General features: G+C 55.7%; 19 protein-coding genes and 1 pseudogene. 10 read left to right on the top strand and 10 right to left on the bottom strand.

The annotated features are described in order from the left end of the window. Window positions 1-4: 4 nt before the first annotated feature. Window positions 5-493, bottom strand: coding sequence for a DUF6691 family protein (locus B9Z46_RS10175; RefSeq protein WP_108256190.1), 489 nt, complete (start codon window positions 491-493; stop codon window positions 5-7). Next, complete coding sequence (locus tag B9Z46_RS10170; RefSeq protein WP_108256188.1) at window positions 490-909, bottom strand: YeeE/YedE family protein; 420 nt, start codon at window positions 907-909, stop codon at window positions 490-492. Before B9Z46_RS10170 ends, B9Z46_RS10175 begins: the two co-directional genes overlap by 4 nt. A 76-nt stretch (window positions 910-985) precedes the next feature. Here B9Z46_RS10170 and B9Z46_RS10165 point away from each other — a divergent pair, with 76 nt between their 5' ends. From B9Z46_RS10165 to B9Z46_RS10145, 6 genes and pseudogenes are all read left to right on the top strand, one after another. Further along, window positions 986-1,231 (top strand): metal-sensitive transcriptional regulator, encoded by a 246-nt coding sequence (locus B9Z46_RS10165; protein WP_055359699.1) that lies wholly within the window; start codon window positions 986-988, stop codon window positions 1,229-1,231. 15 nt (window positions 1,232-1,246) lie between these two features. Continuing rightward, window positions 1,247-1,774: pseudogene (locus B9Z46_RS15265) on the top strand (MBL fold metallo-hydrolase); the annotation flags it as partial. Window positions 1,775-1,975: 201 nt separating this feature from the next. Continuing rightward, window positions 1,976-2,398: a rhodanese-like domain-containing protein gene (locus B9Z46_RS15260; protein WP_231717710.1), complete on the top strand. Its 423-nt coding sequence runs from the start codon at window positions 1,976-1,978 to the stop codon at window positions 2,396-2,398. Continuing rightward, entirely contained in the window at window positions 2,398-3,735 is a 1,338-nt protein-coding gene (locus B9Z46_RS10155) for an acetylornithine deacetylase/succinyl-diaminopimelate desuccinylase family protein (protein WP_108256184.1), read from the top strand. Before B9Z46_RS15260 ends, B9Z46_RS10155 begins: the two co-directional genes overlap by 1 nt. A 10-nt stretch (window positions 3,736-3,745) precedes the next feature. Beyond that, window positions 3,746-5,245 (top strand): M81 family metallopeptidase, encoded by a 1,500-nt coding sequence (locus tag B9Z46_RS10150; protein ID WP_108256182.1) that lies wholly within the window; start codon window positions 3,746-3,748, stop codon window positions 5,243-5,245. A gap of 70 nt (window positions 5,246-5,315) precedes the next feature. Then, window positions 5,316-6,080 carry a type III pantothenate kinase gene (locus B9Z46_RS10145; RefSeq protein ID WP_108256179.1) on the top strand — a complete coding sequence of 255 codons (765 nt, stop codon included), beginning with the start codon at window positions 5,316-5,318 and terminating at the stop codon, window positions 6,078-6,080. On the opposite strand, the gene B9Z46_RS10140 is transcribed toward B9Z46_RS10145, so the two are convergent. Both B9Z46_RS10140 and B9Z46_RS10135 read right to left on the bottom strand, forming a co-directional pair. Beyond that, window positions 6,073-6,732, bottom strand: coding sequence for a TetR/AcrR family transcriptional regulator (locus B9Z46_RS10140; RefSeq protein WP_108256177.1), 660 nt, complete (start codon window positions 6,730-6,732; stop codon window positions 6,073-6,075). The two genes, B9Z46_RS10145 and B9Z46_RS10140, sit on opposite strands and share 8 nt — an antisense overlap. A gap of 36 nt (window positions 6,733-6,768) precedes the next feature. Next, the gene (locus tag B9Z46_RS10135; protein WP_108256175.1) at window positions 6,769-7,245 is read right to left on the bottom strand and encodes a phasin family protein; all 477 of its coding nucleotides are present in this window, start codon (window positions 7,243-7,245) and stop codon (window positions 6,769-6,771) included. A 100-nt stretch (window positions 7,246-7,345) separates the two neighbouring features. On the opposite strand from B9Z46_RS10135, the gene rfbB reads away from it, so the two are divergent. The 4 genes from rfbB to slmA all read left to right on the top strand — a co-directional run bounded on the left by rfbB (window position 7,346) and on the right by slmA (window position 10,956). Then, the gene (gene rfbB, locus B9Z46_RS10130; protein ID WP_108256173.1) at window positions 7,346-8,407 is read left to right on the top strand and encodes a dTDP-glucose 4,6-dehydratase; all 1,062 of its coding nucleotides are present in this window, start codon (window positions 7,346-7,348) and stop codon (window positions 8,405-8,407) included. Window positions 8,408-8,414: 7 nt separating this feature from the next. Next, complete coding sequence (rfbD, locus tag B9Z46_RS10125) at window positions 8,415-9,296, top strand: dTDP-4-dehydrorhamnose reductase (RefSeq protein ID WP_108256171.1); 882 nt, start codon at window positions 8,415-8,417, stop codon at window positions 9,294-9,296. Between the two features lie 114 nt (window positions 9,297-9,410). Next, a complete protein-coding gene (argB, locus tag B9Z46_RS10120; RefSeq protein WP_055359707.1) occupies window positions 9,411-10,310 on the top strand; it encodes an acetylglutamate kinase in 900 nt (299 codons plus the stop codon). Between the two features lie 10 nt (window positions 10,311-10,320). Then, window positions 10,321-10,956 (top strand): nucleoid occlusion factor SlmA, encoded by a 636-nt coding sequence (gene slmA, locus B9Z46_RS10115; RefSeq protein WP_108256169.1) that lies wholly within the window; start codon window positions 10,321-10,323, stop codon window positions 10,954-10,956. Between the two features lie 62 nt (window positions 10,957-11,018). On the opposite strand, the gene manD is transcribed toward slmA, so the two are convergent. Genes manD through B9Z46_RS10085 form a run of 6 tightly spaced genes read right to left on the bottom strand, consistent with a single transcriptional unit; the run spans window position 11,019 to window position 18,312 of the window. After that, window positions 11,019-12,230, bottom strand: coding sequence for a D-mannonate dehydratase ManD (gene manD / locus B9Z46_RS10110; protein WP_108256167.1), 1,212 nt, complete (start codon window positions 12,228-12,230; stop codon window positions 11,019-11,021). Window positions 12,231-12,256: 26 nt separating this feature from the next. Continuing rightward, window positions 12,257-13,669: a mannitol dehydrogenase family protein gene (locus tag B9Z46_RS10105; protein WP_108256165.1), complete on the bottom strand. Its 1,413-nt coding sequence runs from the start codon at window positions 13,667-13,669 to the stop codon at window positions 12,257-12,259. Between the two features lies 1 nt (window position 13,670). Then, window positions 13,671-14,720, bottom strand: coding sequence for a malate/lactate/ureidoglycolate dehydrogenase (locus B9Z46_RS10100; protein WP_108256163.1), 1,050 nt, complete (start codon window positions 14,718-14,720; stop codon window positions 13,671-13,673). A 55-nt stretch (window positions 14,721-14,775) separates the two neighbouring features. Then, window positions 14,776-16,302, bottom strand: a complete 1,527-nt coding sequence (locus B9Z46_RS10095; protein WP_108256161.1) for a UxaA family hydrolase — start codon at window positions 16,300-16,302, stop codon at window positions 14,776-14,778. Between the two features lie 9 nt (window positions 16,303-16,311). Further along, window positions 16,312-17,706 carry a TRAP transporter large permease gene (locus tag B9Z46_RS10090; protein WP_108256159.1) on the bottom strand — a complete coding sequence of 465 codons (1,395 nt, stop codon included), beginning with the start codon at window positions 17,704-17,706 and terminating at the stop codon, window positions 16,312-16,314. A 30-nt stretch (window positions 17,707-17,736) separates the two neighbouring features. Continuing rightward, window positions 17,737-18,312 carry a TRAP transporter small permease gene (locus tag B9Z46_RS10085; RefSeq protein WP_108256157.1) on the bottom strand — a complete coding sequence of 192 codons (576 nt, stop codon included), beginning with the start codon at window positions 18,310-18,312 and terminating at the stop codon, window positions 17,737-17,739. Window positions 18,313-18,386: the final 74 nt, after the last annotated feature.

Below are 18,386 nucleotides of genomic sequence, written 5' to 3'. Positions count from 1 at the left end.
AACGTCAACTTGCGATCTTAGCGCGTTTACTTAGAAAAGTCTTACAAATCAACATGCCCAGCAGCATGGCGCCCGTAAAAATCAGGGCATCAACACTTAAAAGTGCGGAAGCCAAGGCAGGACCTGGGCAATAGCCCGCCAAGCCCCAGCCTGCGCCGAACAAAGCGGCGCCACCCACCAAGGGCATGTCGATCTGGTTCACGGCAGGTTCGTGGTACTGATTGGCGAACAAAGGCGCCGTGGCCAGTTTTTGTGTCCAGGCAAATGCCAGCAGGGTGACACACACCGCACCGCCCATGACAAAGGCCAAGGTGGGGTCCCATAAACCGGGAAAGGGGCCCTTGGTGATGGCCGTGATGTCCAAGAAGCCCAATACTTTGAGCGGCTGGGTCATGCCAGACAGAACCAGGCCGGCAGCAAAGACCAGTCCGGCAGAAAAGGCCAGACCCAGTCGGCCCGCGCGCAAGGGCTTGGCTTGCAGTGCTTCGGTCATGCGGCACCTCGCATCAAAGTCACCGTGATCATGCCTATAGCCATGAACGTGCCAACCGCCACCAATGAACGCAAGGACAAACGGCCCAAGCCGCACACCCCGTGGCCACTGGTGCAGCCACTGCCCCACACGGTGCCAAAGCCGACCAACAGGCCTGCGGGGATGAGCAGATACAAGGGGCGGGTGGGCAGTGTAGGAATTTCAAGGCCTTGACCCAACAGGCAACCGCCCACGATCAAGCCAGCCAAAAATGCCCAGCGCCAAGTGTCGGGATGGGTGGGGGCTGCCAGAGCCTCCGACGTGATGCTGCTGACGCCGGCAATGCGTCCCAAGCCCCACCACAAAAGCCAGCTGGCCAATCCAATGAGGATGCCGCCGATGGCAGCAATGAAATAAGGGTGCAAATTGGCAAGCATCAAACAGAGTTCCTGAAATATGTTCTCAAAAGGTGGCAAAAGTTATCATAATTTGGAGTCAACTAGAAAGAACTGCATGAGCCGCTTAGCCGATCCCGAAAAAAAGAAAGCACTTTGTGCCCGTTTGGCCCGCATTGAAGGACAACTGCGTGGCCTGCAAAAGCTGATCGATTCCGATGCCGATTGTGAAAAAATTGCCCAGCAAATGGCCGCATCACGCAAAGCCTTGGACAAAGCTTTTTTCTCCATGGTGGGCTGCATGATTGAGCAAGGCGATCAATCGGCAGAGCATGTGGCCGAGATGCTCACGAAGTTTGCATAAGTCGTTTGGCGCAGCATGTCTTCTCAAACCCTTCAAATCGTTCAGCTGTTTGACCCCGAGTCCAGCACCTACACCTATGTGGTGTACGACGCGCACAGCTTGGAAGCGGTCATCATCGATCCGGTGGACACGCAACTTGAACGCGATCAAAAAACCATTCAAACCCTGGGTTTGAAACTTCGCTGGGCATTGGAAACACATGCCCATGCAGACCACATCACCAGTGCCGGCTTGTTGGCCGAGCACTTGGGTGCGCAAACAGCAGCGCCCGAGGGGTGCCACATTGGGACTGCCGCGGTGCAGTTGGTCGATGGCCAAATGATTTCCTTTGGCGCCTATGCCTTGAAGGCGCTGCACACGCCAGGTCACACGGCTGGCAGCATGTGTTTTTATGTGGCCACAGCGCAAGCTGGCCATGTGTTCTCTGGCGACACGCTGTTGATTGGCGGTTGCGGTCGCACCGATTTTCAATCGGGCAGTGCCAAAGAAATGTTCAACAGCTTGACTGAAATTTTATTCAAGTTGCCTGCCAACACCACGGTGTGGCCGGGTCATGATTACCAAGGTCGCACACATTCCAGCATCGGCCATGAAATGCAACACAATGCGCGCGTGGCTGGCAAAACGCTGGCGCAGTTTGAGGCCATCATGGCCCAGTTGAATTTACCCAAACCGCGGCGAATCGATGAAGCGGTTCCCGCCAATTTAAAGTCGGGCTTGCGCCACGACGCAGGAGGAGAAGTTGTGTCCCATGATGTTGTGAGTGTGCGACCTGCAGAGGGCTATGCCGGCGATGTCTTTCCAGAGCTGGCTTGGCATTGGGTGCAGTCGGGTGAAGCGGTGATGGTCGATGTGCGTTCTGATGCAGAACGCGCATGGGTGGGCTTTGTGCCAGAAGCCAAACCCTTGGCATGGAAACAATGGCCTGTGGTGGATGTCAACCCTGACTTTGATGCAGGCATTCAACGCATTGGCGCTGAAGGCAAAAAGATCGTGTTACTGTGCCGCAGTGGTGTGCGTTCTGTGGCGGCTGCCCAGCGCGCAACCCAATTGGGCCTAGAGGCTTACAACATTTTGGAAGGCTTTGAGGGCGACCCAGATGCCAACGCTCACCGCGGCTTGCTCGGTGGCTGGCGCAAACGGGGCTTGCCCTGGAGACAAAACTGATGAACTCAAAAACCACCCTGGCCGACCTCCGCCCCCAAGTTCAAGCCTTGTTGGCGCGCATTGAGGCCAAGCAAGACGAGGTGGTGGCATTGACGCAAGATTTGGTGCGCATCCCCACGGTGAATCCACCTGGCGATGCCTACGAGGCTTGCGCCAGATTCATTGGCGAGCGATTAAAGCCGCGCGGTTTTGCCGTTGAATATGTGCGGGCCCACGGCGCACCTGGCGACTCCGATGCCAAACCGCGCATGAACGTGGTGGCCCGTTGGGAAGGCACAGGTTCTGGTGAGTGTGTTCACTTCAACAGCCACATCGATGTGGTTGAAGCCGGCACTGGTTGGACCTCTGATCCCTTTGGTGCAGAGATTCGTGACGGCAAAATTTATGGCCGTGGCACCTGCGACATGAAGGGCGGCTTGGCCGCCAGCATCATTGCCTGTGAAGCCTTGATTGAATCGGGCATGTCCATTCCGGGGGCCCTTGAAATCAGCGGAACGGTCGACGAAGAATCTGGGGGCTTTGCGGGTGTGGGCTATTTGGCCGAGCGAGGTTACTTCAGCAAACCGCGTGTGCACCATGTCATCATTCCCGAGCCCTTGGGTGTTGACCGCATCTGCTTAGGTCACCGCGGTGTGTGGTGGAGCGAGGTAGAAACCAAAGGCCGCATTGCCCATGGTTCGATGCCGTTTTTGGGCGACAGCGCCATCAACCACATGAGCGCGTTCATTCATTTGCTCGAAACCCAATTGCAACCGCAGCTGAAGCAGCGTCACACCTCTGAACCGGTGGAGCCCCCGGGTGCGCGCGTCAGCACTTTGAACATCAACAGCATTCATGGCGGTCAAGTTGAGCAGCGATACGCCACCGACGAACGCGGTTGGCCCACCGCTGATGCGCCTTCGCCAGTGGTGGCGCACAGTTGCCGCACCGTGCTCGACAGGCGCTTCATTGCCGAAGAAAATTTGGAAGCTGTGAAGCAAGAAATCATCGACATGCTCGATGAACTGAAGCGCACACGCCCTGGCTTTGATTACGGCATTCGCGACATCATGAGCTTTGTGCCCACCGCTACGCCGCGTGACGCACCAGTGGTCGATGCCACAGCGCGGGCCATTGCGCGCGTGCTCGGCCGCGAACCTTCTTACATTGCCAGCCCTGGCACCTATGACCAAAAGCACATTGTGCGAAGTGGCAAGCTCAGAGACTGCATTGCCTATGGCCCTGGCATCTTGGATTTGGCCCATCAACCCAACGAGTACGTGGGCATTCAAGAGTTGGTGGATTCTGCCAAAGTGATGGCGCTGGCCAGTTTGAGTTTGACGGGCGCGATGCGATAAAGTTTTTTGCATGCCCAGAATTCTGATCGCTGGCTATCAGCACGAGACCAATACCTTTGCCCCCAGCCTGGCCGATTGGGCCGCCTTCAATTGCGGTGAATCTTTTCCGGCCTACATGCGGGGACAAACGGTCATCGATCAAATGACGGGCATCAACATGCCCATCTCGGGCTTCATGGATGCAGCCAAGCGTTGGCACTGGGAATTGGTGCCTTCTGCATGGGCAGGCGCAACGCCTTCCTCTTATGTGACGCAAGAAGCTTTTGAAAACATTGCATCCGCCATCTTGGAGGACATTCGGCATGCGTTGCCCCAAGGACTGGATGGCATTTATTTGGACCTCCATGGTGCGGCGGTTGCCGAACATGCCGATGACAGTGAAGGCGAGTTGTTGACGCGCATTCGGCAATTGGTGGGCCCTGCTATGCCCATCGTGGCCAGCTTGGATTTGCATGCCAATGTGACGCAGCGCATGCTGGCGCAAAGTGATGCCTTGGTGTCTTACAGAACCTATCCGCACATTGACATGGCCGACACGGGTGAGTTGGCGGCGCAGTTGATGCAGCGCCGATTGAAACTGGGTCGCAAAGAGCCGATGTTCGCGCGGCGTTTTCCCTTTTTGATTTCTTTGAATGCGCAGTCGACATGGATGGCGCCTGCCAAATCCGCCTACGAACAATTGCTGGCCCTAGACCGTGAGTCGGGTGTGATGCTGAGTTTTTGCATGGGCTTTCCGGCATCTGATTTTGAAGAGTGCGGCCCTGTGGTTTGGGGGCATGGTCCTCAGGCCGAAGCCGTAGTTGAGCAACTCTTCAAGGCCATCAGCGAGCCCGCTGTGTGGCGACCTCATTGGCTGCCTGCGCGAGAAGCCGTGGTGCAAGCGATGGCCACTGCAGGCAAAGTGGATGCGCCCGTGGTGATTGCCGACACCCAAGACAACCCTGGCGCAGGTGGGGACAGCAACACCACAGGCATGTTGCATGCACTGTTGCAGCAAGGTGCCGGCAAAGTTTTTCCTGGACAAGTTGCTGTGGGCTTGGTGTTTGATCCGGCTGCCGCTCAAATGGCTTTTGAAGCCGGTGTGGGTGCGCAAATCCATTGCAGTTTGGGCAAAGCCGTGCCCATCTTCACGGGGCAACTCAGCGATCCGCCCTTGCAGGCACGCTTTAATGTCAAGGCCATCAGCGATGGCCGCTGCGTGTTGAAGGGCCCCATGATGACGGGCGTTGCGGTGCAAATGGGCCCCAGTGCGTGTTTGGAAATTGACGGCACTTTGATTGCGGTGGTCAGCGGCAAAGTGCAGTTGCTAGACCGTGAGTTGTTGCGAACCGTGGGCATCCATGCCGAGCAGATGAAGATCGTGGTGGTGAAAAGTTCGAACCACTTCCGGGCTGACTTCACACCTATCGCCTCTGAGGTGTTGGTGGCCAAAGCCCCTGGCCCCATGGCGGCAGACCCTGCTGATTTGCCATGGAAAAAACTCAGCCCATTGACCAGGCGTCAGCCCTGAGTGTTTGTATCTATTGAAAGATTGAAGCTGGCCGCCGCTTCAGATCCAAAAAATCATTATCATCGCCCATATGACTTTTTTGGCCATCGACGTCGGCAACACCCGCTTGAAGTGGGCGCTTTACGATCGTCCTCACACCCAAGCCAATGTGCTGGCACAGGGTGCAGAATTTCTCGAGAACATTGAAACCTTGGCCGAGGGTCCATGGGCCAGTTTGCCTGTGCCCGATCACATGCTGGGCTGTGTGGTGGCCGGAGATGCCGTCAAGCGGCGTGTTCAAGAACAAATGGAGTTGTGGGACATCTCGCCCCAGTGGGTGGTGTCGTCCACTGAAGAAGCCGGTGTGTCCAATGGCTATGACCACCCCACCCGTTTAGGCTCAGACCGATGGGTGGCCATGATTGGTGCCCGACATCGCTTGATGCTGAAAGGGGAGGCCAAGCCCTTGGTGGTGGTCATGGTGGGTACGGCCGTCACGGTGGAAGCCTTGGACCAACACGGTAAATTTTTAGGCGGTTTGATTTTGCCTGGGCACGGCATCATGCTGCGTGCATTGGAATCTGGCACGGCCGGTTTGCATGTGCCCACCGGTGAGGTGCGGCCTTTTCCCACCAACACCAGCGATGCCCTCACCAGCGGTGGCACGTATGCCATTGCCGGGGCTTGCGAGCGCATGGTTCAGCATTTGCGAGACCACACGGGCATGGAACCCGCCTGTGTGATGACCGGCGGTGCTGGCTGGAAAATGGCCCCCAGCATGGCCATTCAATTTGAATTGGTCGACAGCCTTATTTTTGACGGCTTGTTGAAGCTGGCGCAATCGCGCTTCAGTTAACTTCGTAAGCTTGCGTCAATTGCATCAAATGCGCGCGTTCGTCGGCGTGCTCTAAATAAGGCGCCAACAACAACAGCACATGGCGTGCACCTCGCGCCAATGCCTCGCCTGCGCTTTCAGGCTCCATGGCGTGGCGCGGATTGCGCACATATTCATAACTCAGCCAATAGGTCACCACCACCGACATGCTGGCCGACAGGGTGGTGAAGGTGGCGGCTTCATTGCGAATGTGGCCTTGACGCGCCAAGGCCATCAGAAGATGGTTCAAGGCGGCAGTTTGCGCTTCGAGGATGTTTTTGAAGTGCGTTTCTAAGTGCCGATTTTTGGACAACAAATCGTTGAGGTCGCGGTACAAAAAGCGGTGATCCCAAATGTGTTCAAACAAAGAGTGTAAGAAGAACCAAGCGTCTTCCACATCTTTCACATCTTGGCTGGCCTCCAGCAACTTCAAGATGCGATCTTTGTAGTTGTCAAACAGATGGCTGACCAGCTGGTCTTTGGCGGGAAAGTGGTAGTACAAATTGCCCGGACTGATGTTCAGCTCGGAAGAGATGAGCGTGGTCGACACATTGGGCTCACCATAGCGATTGAACAAGTCCAATGCCACGGTGGCGATGCGCTCAGCGGTGCGTCGAGGTGCTTTTTTGGCCATGCCGTGTGATGTGTTGTTGTGTGGCGCGCGGCGTGCTTATTTGCGGGCTTTGGTGGCGGGGGACTTGGCACTTGCACTGGTGCGTTTGGGCGGTGCCGCTTTGCTTGTGCGGCTAGAGGAAGCTTTCAGCGCGGCCTCCAATGCGGCCACTCGGTCTTGCAGATCGGCCACTTCTTGTGCAGTCGGCAAGCCTAAGCTTTTCAGGGCCCGCGCAACACGGTCTTCAAACAGGTGTTCTAAGCGGTCAACTTTGATGCCGGCAGGTTGCACCAGGCTGGTGTTGATGCCCGTGGTCAGGCCTTGGGCCAATTGGTTGAAGTGCGCTGTGGCCTCGTGCAGTTTTTCTTGAGCGACGGCTTGGGCTTGGGCCATGGCCCCCAAGCCCGCCAACCACATGTCTTTAGAGGCTGTGTTGTGCAAGGGCTCGCTGCTTGAGGCTTTGGCTTGTGCTGTCTTGGATGCAGGCTTCGATGTAGGCTTGGTGCCTGTCTTGCTGGATGCTTTGGTGGCCATGAAAACTCCGTACTTCTGGGGTGGGTTTGGCAAAACCTCACTTTAACCGCTGTGGCAAGTGCTGCCAAGGCTTCTAAAATAGAGTTTTGGAAAGAAAAGCATGTCTGTTCTGATTACCGGCGGTGCGGGCTTCATCGGTGCCAACTTCGTGTTGGACTGGGTTGCCAACACGGATGAAAAAATCATCAACCTCGACAAGTTGACCTATGCAGGCAACATGGCGTCGTTGGCGTCCTTGCAGAACAACCCCCAACATGTCTTTGTGCAAGGCGATATTGGCGATGACAAGTTGTTGCCCAAGCTACTGGCTGAGCATCAGCCGCGTGCGGTGCTGAACTTTGCCGCTGAAAGTCATGTGGACCGCTCTATCCATGGCCCTGGTGATTTCATTGAAACCAACATTGTGGGCACCTTCCGTTTGCTGGAATCTGTGCGCGGTTATTGGCAAGCCTTGGCGTCCGAAGCGCAGCAACAGTTTCGGTTTTTGCATGTGTCTACCGATGAGGTTTACGGCAGCTTAAGCCCGCAAGACCCAGCGTTCAGTGAAAACAACAAGTACGAGCCCAACAGTCCTTACAGTGCCAGCAAGGCTGCCAGCGATCACTTGGTGCGTGCATGGCATCACACCTATGGCCTGCCTGTGCTCACCACCAACTGCAGCAACAACTATGGGCCTTTGCACTTCCCCGAAAAACTCATTCCTTTGATGATCGTGAACGCTTTGGCTGGCAAGCCATTGCCCGTCTATGGGGATGGCATGCAAGTGCGCGATTGGCTGTATGTCAAAGACCATTGCAGCGCCATTCGCCGCGTTTTAGAAGGCGGCCAATTGGGCGAAACCTACAACGTGGGCGGCTGGAATGAGAAGCCCAACATCGAGATTGTGAACACCGTGTGCGCGCTGTTGGATGAAATGCGCCCACGCTCAGATGGTCAGTCGTATGCAACGCAAATCACATATGTGAAAGACCGACCTGGCCACGACCGCCGCTATGCCATCGATGCACGCAAACTCGAAAAAGAGTTGGGCTGGAAACCTGCGGAGACCTTTGAAACGGGCATTCGCAAAACGGTGGCTTGGTATTTGGACAACGCCGAGTGGGTGGCCAATGTGCAAAGTGGGGCCTACCGCGAGTGGGTCACGAAGCAATACAAAGCCTAAGCCGCGCATGAAAATTTTATTGCTCGGCAAAAATGGCCAAGTGGGTTGGGAGCTGCAGCGCAGCTTGGCACCTTTGGGCGAGGTGCTGGCGCTTGACCAGCACAGCACCTCATATTGCGGTGACCTGACCCATCTGGAAGGCTTGGCAGACACCGTGCGTTTGTTCAAGCCCAACGTGGTGGTGAACGCCGCCGCCTACACCGCGGTCGACAAAGCCGAGACCGATCCAGAAACCGCGCACTTGGTCAATGCGTTGGCGCCAGAAGTGTTGTCTCGCGCCTGCGCGGCCATTGGGGCAAGGCTCATTCACTATTCAACCGACTACGTCTTTGACGGCAGTGGCCAAACACCTTGGGTCGAGACTGATGCCACAGGTCCGCTCAATGCTTATGGCCGCAGCAAGTTGGCCGGTGAACTGGGCATTGCCAAGCAGGGTGCCCAGCATGTGATCTTCAGAACCAGTTGGGTTTACGGCACCGAGGGCGGCAATTTTGCCAAGACCATGCTGCGTTTGGCCCAAGAACGCGAGAAGATGACGGTCATCAACGACCAGTTTGGCGCACCCACAGGTGCGGCCTTGCTGGCCGATGTCACGGCGTTGACCTTGCAAGCGCCCCAGCCACTCTCTGGTATTTATCACTTGGCTGCAGCGGGTGTGACCACTTGGTTTGACTACGCCAACCATGTGTTGGCCAAAGCCAAGCAGTTGAAGCCCAGTTTGAACTATGTCGTTAAAGAAGTGCTGCCTGTGCCCACTTCAGAATTCCCCACACCCGCCCAGCGGCCGTTGAACTCCAGGCTCCATTGCGGTCGTTTGGAACAGGCCCTTCAATTGCAGTTACCACCCTGGCAAACCGGCGTGGACCAGCTCTTGGCAAAAATTTTGTAATTTGATGGTTTCGGTGGGGCACAAGGGCCTCAAAAGTGTTCACAATACGGCTCTGACAGACCCCTATCACATGAGCAAGTACTGACTTGCATGTTTTTAATTTAAAGAACCATCATGACTGACATCGATTCCTTGGCCCACATTGCGCCGCGCGACAAAGCAGAGATCTTGGCGCAAGCATTGCCCTACATTCGCAAGTTTCATGGCAAGACCTTGGTCATCAAATACGGTGGCAATGCCATGACCGATCCTGCGTTGCAAGCCGACTTTGCAGAAGACGTGGTGCTCTTGAAATTGGTGGGCATGAACCCCGTGGTGGTTCACGGGGGTGGTCCCCAAATTGAAACGGCTTTGAACCGCTTGGGCAAAAAAGGCGAGTTCATTCAAGGCATGCGCGTGACCGACGCCGAAACCATGGAAGTGGTGGAGTGGGTGTTGGCCGGTGAAGTGCAACAAGACATCGTGGGGCTGATCAACCAAGCGGGCGGCAAGGCTGTGGGCTTGACGGGTCGCGATGGCGGCATGATTCGCGCCAAGAAACTCAAAATGGTCGACAACAACGACCCCCACAAAGAATACGACGTGGGCCAAGTAGGCGACATCGAGTCGATCGACCCCAGCGTGGTGAAGGCCCTGCAAGACGACGCCTTCATTCCCGTTATCAGCCCCATAGGCTTTGGCGAAAACAACGAGAGTTACAACATCAATGCCGATGTGGTGGCAGGCAAATTGGCCAGTGTGCTGCGCGCTGAAAAGTTGGTGCTGCTGACAAACACGCCCGGCGTCTTGGACAAAGCAGGCAACCTGTTGACCGACTTGAGCGCCCGTCGCATTGACGAGCTGTTTGCCGATGGCACCATCAGTGGTGGCATGTTGCCCAAAATCAGTGGCGCCTTGGATGCCGCCAAGAGTGGTGTGAACGCTGTGCACATCATCGATGGCCGTGTGCCACACGCCATGTTGTTAGAAATTCTGACCGACCAAGCGTTCGGCACCATGATTCGCAGCCACTGAGGAACAGGCCATGACCACAGAGACAACTTCCGACAACCTGCCCGAGAACGAAGAAGCTGGCGCGGCGCCCACACGCAAGCGCCCCAAGCCTGGTGAGCGTCGATTGCAAATTTTGCAAACTTTGGCGGGCATGTTGGAGCAGCCCGGCGCAGAGCGCATCACCACTGCAGCCTTGTCGGCCAAGCTGGGTGTGAGTGAGGCGGCTTTGTACCGTCACTTCGCCAGCAAAGCGCAGATGTTTGAAGGCTTGATTGATTTTGTCGAGCAGTCGGTGTTTGCCTTCGTGCGCCAAATTGCCGACCGCGAACCTGCAGGTCCTGCACAAGTGGCGCGCACAGTGGCGCTCATTTTGCAATTTGCAGAAAAGAACCCTGGCATGGCGCGCGTCATGACGGGCGATGCGCTGGTTTTTGAGAACGAGCGTTTGCAAGAGCGCATGAACTTGCTGTTCGACAAATTGGAAAGCACTTTCAAGCAATCACTGCGCGATGGCGGCATTCAAAGCGACACCCCCACCGTGGAGGCGCAAGTAACGGCTTCTTTGTTGGTGGCTTTCATGATGGGCCGCATGCAACGCTTTGCACGCTCGGGCTTTAAGCGTTTGCCTTCAGAGAATTTGCAGGCTTCTTTGGCACGCGTGCTTTGAAGTTGTGCAGCATCGAAAAAGGCACCGCGAGGTGCCTTTTTTGTATCTGCTTGCTGAGGAATTTACCAACTCCAAAGTGTGCCGTCATGTTGAAGCCTGTTGACGGGTAAGTAGGCCCGCTGATAAGGATACTTGGCGGCCAGCTTTTCATCAATGTCCACGCCGTGGCCGGGTGACTCACCGCAATACAGCATGCCTTTTTCAAAGCGCCAATCATGCGGAAAGACCGACAGCATTTCTTCGCTGTGCGCCATGTGTTCTTGAATGCCAAAGTTGGGCACCCAGGTGTCAAAGTGCAAAGCAGCGCCCATGCAGACCGGTGACATGTCGGTGGCACCATGACAGCCGGTGCGCACTTGGTACAAGCTGGCCAAGTTGGCAATGACGCGCAAATGCGTGATGCCGCCCGCGTGCGTGACGGTGGTGCGGATGTAATCGATGAGTTGCTGCTCGATCAAATCTTTGCAGTCCCACACCGTGTTGAAAATCTCGCCCACAGCCAAGGGCGTAGTGGTGTGATGGCGAATGAGTTTGAAGGCTTCTTGGTTTTCGGCGGGCGTGGGGTCTTCTAGCCAGAACAAGTGAAAGGGCTCCAGCTCTTTGCCCAAGCGGCCCGCTTCAATGGGCGTGAGGCGATGGTGCGCGTCGTGCAACAAATGCGTGTCGGGTCCCACGGCTTCGCGCACAGCCTGGAACAAGCCAGGTGTGTGGCGCAAATACTTTTCGGTGCTCCAATCGTGCTCGCCCGGCAAGGGGCCGTCAGCGGGTTCGTACATGCGGCCATTGCCACTCACGCCATAAACTTTGTTCAAACCCGGAATGCCGCTTTGCGCGCGGATGGCCAAGTAGCCCATTTCTTTGTGGCGCAGCACTTCGTCAACAGTCTCGGCTGTATCGCGACCTGTTGCGTGGGCGTACGACATGATGCCGGTGCGGCTGCGGCCACCCAACAATTGGTAAAGCGGTTGCCCTGCAATTTTGGCCTTGATGTCCCAAAGTGCCGTGTCCACTGCGGCAATGGCGGTCATGGTGACCGGGCCTCTGCGCCAGTAGGCACCTTTGTAGAGGTACTGCCAGATGTCTTCAATTTGCTGAGGGTCTCGGCCTATCAAGCAAGGGATGACGTGCTCTTCCAAATAACTCACCACCGACAACTCGCGGCCATTGAGGGTGGCGTCGCCAACGCCGGTGAGGCCGTCGTCGGTTTCAATTTTGAGTGTGACGAAGTTGCGGCCAGGGCAGCAAACGATGACACGGGCGGCTGTGATTTTCATAAAGGTCTGTTGATCAATGTTGCAGTTTAGGCATCTAAGGTGATGGCGAATTTCACCGTGGCATCGATGCCTTGATGAATCACTTGATCGTGCCAATAAGCCACGCGTTGGGCCCACAGTGTGTTGTGAGGCAACTCAGTGCCCCACAAGTCTTGCCGAGACAACAAAGCTTTTAAGCTGCCCGCTGCATCTGTTACTTGGTTTTTGCCGATGGCCAATAGGCTCTCTGCTTGCGGATCGTTCAAGGCATAGGCGTGCCCTTGTTCATCCACGGCCAGCGTGTAGCGCAAGAAAATAGCCGCTGCCAAGGCATGGTGTTCAAACGCTTGGCCTTTGGCCATTTGTCCCAAGATCGATGGTGGCCAGCGCTGTGGAATTTTTTGTGAACTGTCGGTGGCAATCTGATGCACGCTGTGTTTCAAGTAAGGGTTGCCAAAACGTTGAATGAGTGCGTAGCGGTAATCGGCCCAATCGGTGCGGCTTAAATGAGGCGCTACTTCTTGGCTCATCAAGCGGTAGACAAACTCGCGGATGTGATCGGCGCCAATGCAGGTGGCTATGTAAGGGCGGCCCGTGATGGCGCCCATCAGGGCCATGGCCGAGTGGCTGCCGTTGAGCATTCGCAGTTTGGCTTCTTCGTAGCTGTGCACATCGGGCGTGACGCGCACGCCGCATTGGGCCAATAGCGCCCCATCGGCTGGGTCGACAAACTTGTCTTCAATGACCCATTCCCAAAATGTTTCGGTGCTGAGGGCGCAGTCGTCGATCAAGCCCAATGCGTCTTTTGCTGCAGTAGCAACTTCGTCTGTGGCGGCAGGCACGATGCGATCCACCATGCTGCAAGGAAACGCGCAATGAGCATCCATCCACTGCATGAGCGCGGTATCTTGTGCGCTGGCTGTGGCATGAATCAAGGCTTGAAGTTTGTGGCCGTTGCCTTGCAGGTTGTCGCATGAAGCAATGGTGAGGCCGGCGTGGCCCGCTGCATGGCGCAAACGCAAGCCATCGATCAACAGTTGGGCCAACGAAGCGGTATAGCCTTTTTCTGTGACGGTGAGGGTGAGCCATCGCGTGCTTTTTGCCGCAATGGCATTGAGTACATTTTGCCGTTCTGTGGTGGCCACACTGGTTTGCCAGAGCGCACCAGGCACTTGCCATTCAACACCGGTGGCGCCTGCAATGCGCACCGCATACAAGCCATCTTGTGCACGCAGTTTGGTGACCAAACCGGGTTGTGTCATGCCCACGCCATGAATGCCCCAACGCGAATCGCCCTCGCGTAGCAGTTGGTCAAACACCATGGCTTGGTGGGCGCGGTGAAATGCGCCTAAGCCCAAATGCACAACGCCTGTCTTTAAGGGATGAACTGCGTAGCCAGGCGTGATGACCGTGTTAGAAACTTGCGAGAGCGTTGCGCGCGAGAGCTGGGGTGTTGCCATGTCAGTGTTTCAGTTTGGCTTCAGCTGCTTGAATCTCAGACCAGGTTGCATCGTCAATCCAAATGCCGTTTTGCTCGCGATCGGCGCGTGCTTTGCGTTCGGGTTCTCCGGCCAACAGCACACCTTCGGTGTTGGGGGCGGCGGGGCTTTGGCGCAGCCAGTCTTCAAAGGCCAAGGCTTCTTTTTCAAACGAGGCTTGTGTGCCCAAGCGAACGGGGTCGATGATCATGGTGAGCATGCCATTGAGCACAGCCCGTTTGTCATCGGCTTCGCGGTGCCATGTGCCACCGCCTGTGAGTGCACCGCCCAACAATTCGCAGGCCATGGCCATACCAAAGCCTTTGTGGTCGCCAAAAGTCATGAGGGCGCCAAACAGCCCATTCGATTGCGGCACCACCACCACACCGGGGTTGTTGGTGGGATGGCCTTTTTCGTCAATCAAATAACCATCGGGCACTTGTTCGCCTTTGTTGTGCGCTACCCGCATCTTGCCTTGGGCCACACGGCTGGTGGCAAAGTCGAGCACGAAGGGTTTTCGCTTGCCCATGGGCACGCCAATGCAGCAGGGGTTGGTGCCAAAGCGGCCATCGCCACCGCCAAAGGGCGCGACGACGGGTCGGGACAGCACGTTCACAAAATGAACGGACACCAAGCCTTGGGCCACTGCCATTTCGGCAAAGTGACCAATGCGTCCCAAGTGGTGCGAGCGGCTGAGTGCCACCGTGCACACGCCAAATTGTTTGGCACGTTCAATGCCCATTTGCATGGCTTGCACACCTGTGATTTGGCCGTAGCCACGTTGGCCATCCAAGTTCAGCAAGGGACCTGTGTCGAGCACCACTTTGACGCCGGTGTTGGGGTTCAGGCCACCTTCCAAAACGGCATCGACATAGCGCGGGACCATGCCCACGCCATGCGAGTCATGACCACTCAAATTGGCCATGACCAAGTTGGCGGCCACTTGCTCGGCTTCAGCAGTTTCGCTGCCGGCCATTCGAATGATGTTGGCAATTTGTTGCTGCAGTTGTGCGGCGGGAATGCATTGGCTCATGACAGTACTTTCTTGTTGTGCAACGCCACGGGCAAAGCATGGCGTGAGACGTGGCTTACATCACAGCGCCCACTTGCCAAGGTACAAATTCATTTTGACCATAGCCGTGCTTCTCGCTTTTGGTGGGTTCGCCAGAGGCCGCTTTCAGGATCATCTCGAAAATGCGCTGGCCCATCTCGGAAATGCTGACACCCCCGTCCACAATTTCGCCGCAATTGAGGTCCATGTCCTCTTCTTGTTTTTTCCACAAGGCTGAGTTGGTCGAAAATTTCAAACTGGGCGAAGGTGCGCAGCCGTAGGCACTGCCGCGGCCCGTGGTGAAGCAAATGAGGTTGGCGCCGCCAGCCACTTGGCCTGTGGCACTCACTGGGTCGTAGCCGGGCGTGTCCATGTAAACGAAGCCATGCGTGTTGACGGGTTCTGCATATTCATAAACCGCTTGCAAGTTGCTGGTACCACCTTTGGCCACAGCGCCCAATGATTTTTCGAGGATGGTGGTGAGGCCGCCAGCTTTGTTGCCAGGTGAAGGATTGTTGTTCATCTCGCCGCCATTGATCTCGGTGTAGTTCTCCCACCAGTGAATGCGGTCAATCAGTTTATGTGCCACTTCTGGTTTCACGGCGCGACGTGTGAGCAAGTGTTCAGCGCCATAAATTTCGGGTGTTTCACTGAGAATGGCCGTGCCGCCGTGTTGTACCAACAAGTCGACAGCAGCACCCAATGCTGGGTTGGCGCTGATGCCGGAGTAACCATCTGAGCCACCGCATTGAAGGCCTACGGTGATGTGTTCAGCACTGCATGGCTCGCGCTTGACTTGATTGGCGCGGGGTAGCATTTCTTCGATGAGTGCAATGCCTTTTTCTACGGTGAGACGAGTGCCGCCCGTGTCTTGAATGTTGAACACCTTGAGCGTATCGCCTTCACGCAAACTGCTGTGGGCCAGCCAAGTGTTGAGTTGATTGGTCTCGCATCCCAAGCCCACCACCACCACACCCCAGAAGTTGGCATGGGTGGCATAACCTGCAAGGGTTCGCTCAAGCAATTTCATGCCCAAACCTTCGGTGTCCATGCCGCAGCCGGTACCGTGCGTTAAGGCCACGATGCCGTCCACATTGGGAAAGTTGGCCAGCGCGGCAGGGTTGTTGCGTTTGGAAAAATGATCGGCAATAGCGCGTGCAGCCGTGGCTGAGCAATTGACACTCGACAGCACGCCAATGTAGTTGCGTGTGGCGACGCGGCCATCGCTGCGCTTGATGCCCATGAAGGTGGCTTGTTTGCGTGGTGCTTCGGGTTTAACGTCCTGGCCAATGGCGTAGTCACGTTCAAAGTTGCCTTTTTCGGGGCCCATGTTGAGGTTGTGCGTGTGCACGTGCTCGCCGGGTTGAATGACGGCGCTGGCAAAGCCAATGATTTGGTTGTAACGGCGAACAGGCTGGCCCATTTGGATGGCACGTGTGGCCACTTTGTGACCGGGGGGCACCAAGCCGCGAACAGCGACACCTTCGATGCTGCTGCCGCTCATTAATTGAGCACGCGCAATGACCACGTCATCGGCGGGGTGGAGGCGAATAAAGAGACTCATGGTTTCAATTCAATAAAACTGTTTGGGCAACCACAGCACGAGGCTGGGAAAATAAGTGATGACAGCCAAACTGCCCAGCAAGGGGAACAGCCAAGGCAAGATGGCTGCTGTGGTTCTTTCGACGCTGAGCTTGGCCACACGCGCCAACACAAACAAGACCATGCCCATGGGCGGGTGCAACAAACCAATCATGAGGTTGAGCACCATGACCAAGCCAAAGTGAACCAAGTCGATGCCCAGTTTTTGGCAAATGGGAATCAGAATGGGGACCAAGATGGTGATGGCTGCGGTAGGCTCTAAGAAGCAACCCACAAACAACATGAGCAAGTTGGCCAAGAGTAAAAACTTCCAAGGATCTTGTGTGAAACCTAAGACCCAATCACTGATGGCAGCCGTAACGCCAGTAGCGGTTAGCATCCAGCCAAAAATGCTGGCGGCTGCCACAATGAACATCACTGTGGCGGTGGTCTCTACGGTGTCAAGACAAATCTTGACAAACATCTTGGGATTGAGCGTGCGATACCAGAAAAAGCCCAAAATGATGGCCCAAATACAAGCCGCAATGGCGCCTTCAGTGGGCGTGAAGACGCCGGTTGTCATACCCCCAATCAACAACACGGGCGTCATGATGGGCAGCACTGCTTGAAACTTAAAAACTTTGTCGGCGACAAACAAAAACCCCAGGGCGATGAATACTGTCAATTGGGGAGGCGTTTCAAATAAAGTGACCAAGCCCCACACGCCAATGGGCCAACCAATGACAACGCCTGTTTCTGCCAAGGCCTTGATAACACGTGGCCATTCAAACTTTACGTCTGAGCCCCAATTGTTTTTGTGTGCAAAGTAAGCCACGGTGACCATCATGAGAAGGGCCATCAAGGCGCCGGGCAAGATGCCTGCTAAGAAGAGCGAGCCCACCGACACATTGGCCATCATGCCGTAAATCACAAACGGCAAGCTAGGCGGAATGATGGGGCCCAGCGTGGCAGAAGCTGCGGTGACGCCAACTGCAAACTCTGTGCTGTAGCCATGGTCTTTCATGGCCTTGATTTCAATGGTGCCAAGGCCTGCCGCATCGGCAATGGCGGTGCCGCTCATGCCTGCAAACACCACAGAGCCCACCACATTGACGTGGCCCAAGCCGCCTTTCATCCAACCTACCAATGCCAGTGCGTAGTTGTAAATGCGGTTGGTAATGCCGGCATTGTTCATGAGGTTGCCGGCCAAAATAAAGAAAGGCACAGCCAGCAAGGGAAAACTGTCAATGCCCGAGACCATGCGGTGAATGACCACAAAGGGGGGCGAGCTTTGTGTCCAGAACAAGTAGATCAGCGAGGCGCCCGCCATGGCAATGGCGACCGGAATGCCGCCACTCATGAGCAACAAGAACAAAATTTTTAACATCGAATTTCTTTCGGATCTTGAAACAGGGACTTAACGGTCGGTCATTTCTGACTCTGGGCGTTGCAACACGGTGTAACCCCGTTGCCAATGAATTTTCATAACCCAAATGGCCCGAATGCACATGGCGGCAAAGCCAAGCAAAACCACGCCGTAAACCAAGTTCATGGGCAAATCGACAATGGTCATTTTGTAGTTGCCCAGTTTCTCCATCATTTGATATGTGAGAAAAGTGGCAGCACCAAAAAAGCCTATGCGCATGATGTCCACCAAAGTGTTCATGACATTGGACAGCCACTGAGGCATGAACTTGTAAAAGAAGTCCACCTGAATGTGGTTGTTTTTGGCCACGCCAATGGTGGCGCCTGTGAAAACAACCGCGATCAAAAGATAGCGCGCAATTTCTTCGGTCCATGAGGCCGAGTTGTTCAGCACGTAACGTGTGAAGAACTGGTAAAAAACGGTGGCACCCAATACCCAAAAAAAGCCCAAGGCAACCCAAGCTTCGATGGGGGTGCCAGACAAATAAACTTCTTCGTCGGTCGCGTGAAACTGGCCATCGTCGCCCATGACTTTGGGCATGGCGTCGAGGTCGGGCAGGTTGCTCATGTGAAATTCCTGGTTAAACAAATCACAGATTGAGCCAAGGGCCCAACCTGTGAGGGGTGTGCCGTTGGCACACC

Origin of the sequence: Limnohabitans sp. Hippo4 (assembly GCF_003063605.1) — a bacterium.
In the GTDB taxonomy this organism is placed as follows: domain Bacteria; phylum Pseudomonadota; class Gammaproteobacteria; order Burkholderiales; family Burkholderiaceae_C; genus Limnohabitans_A.
The sequence above is the reverse complement of the archived record's forward strand: the minus strand, read 5'-3'. Positions and strand labels throughout refer to the sequence as shown.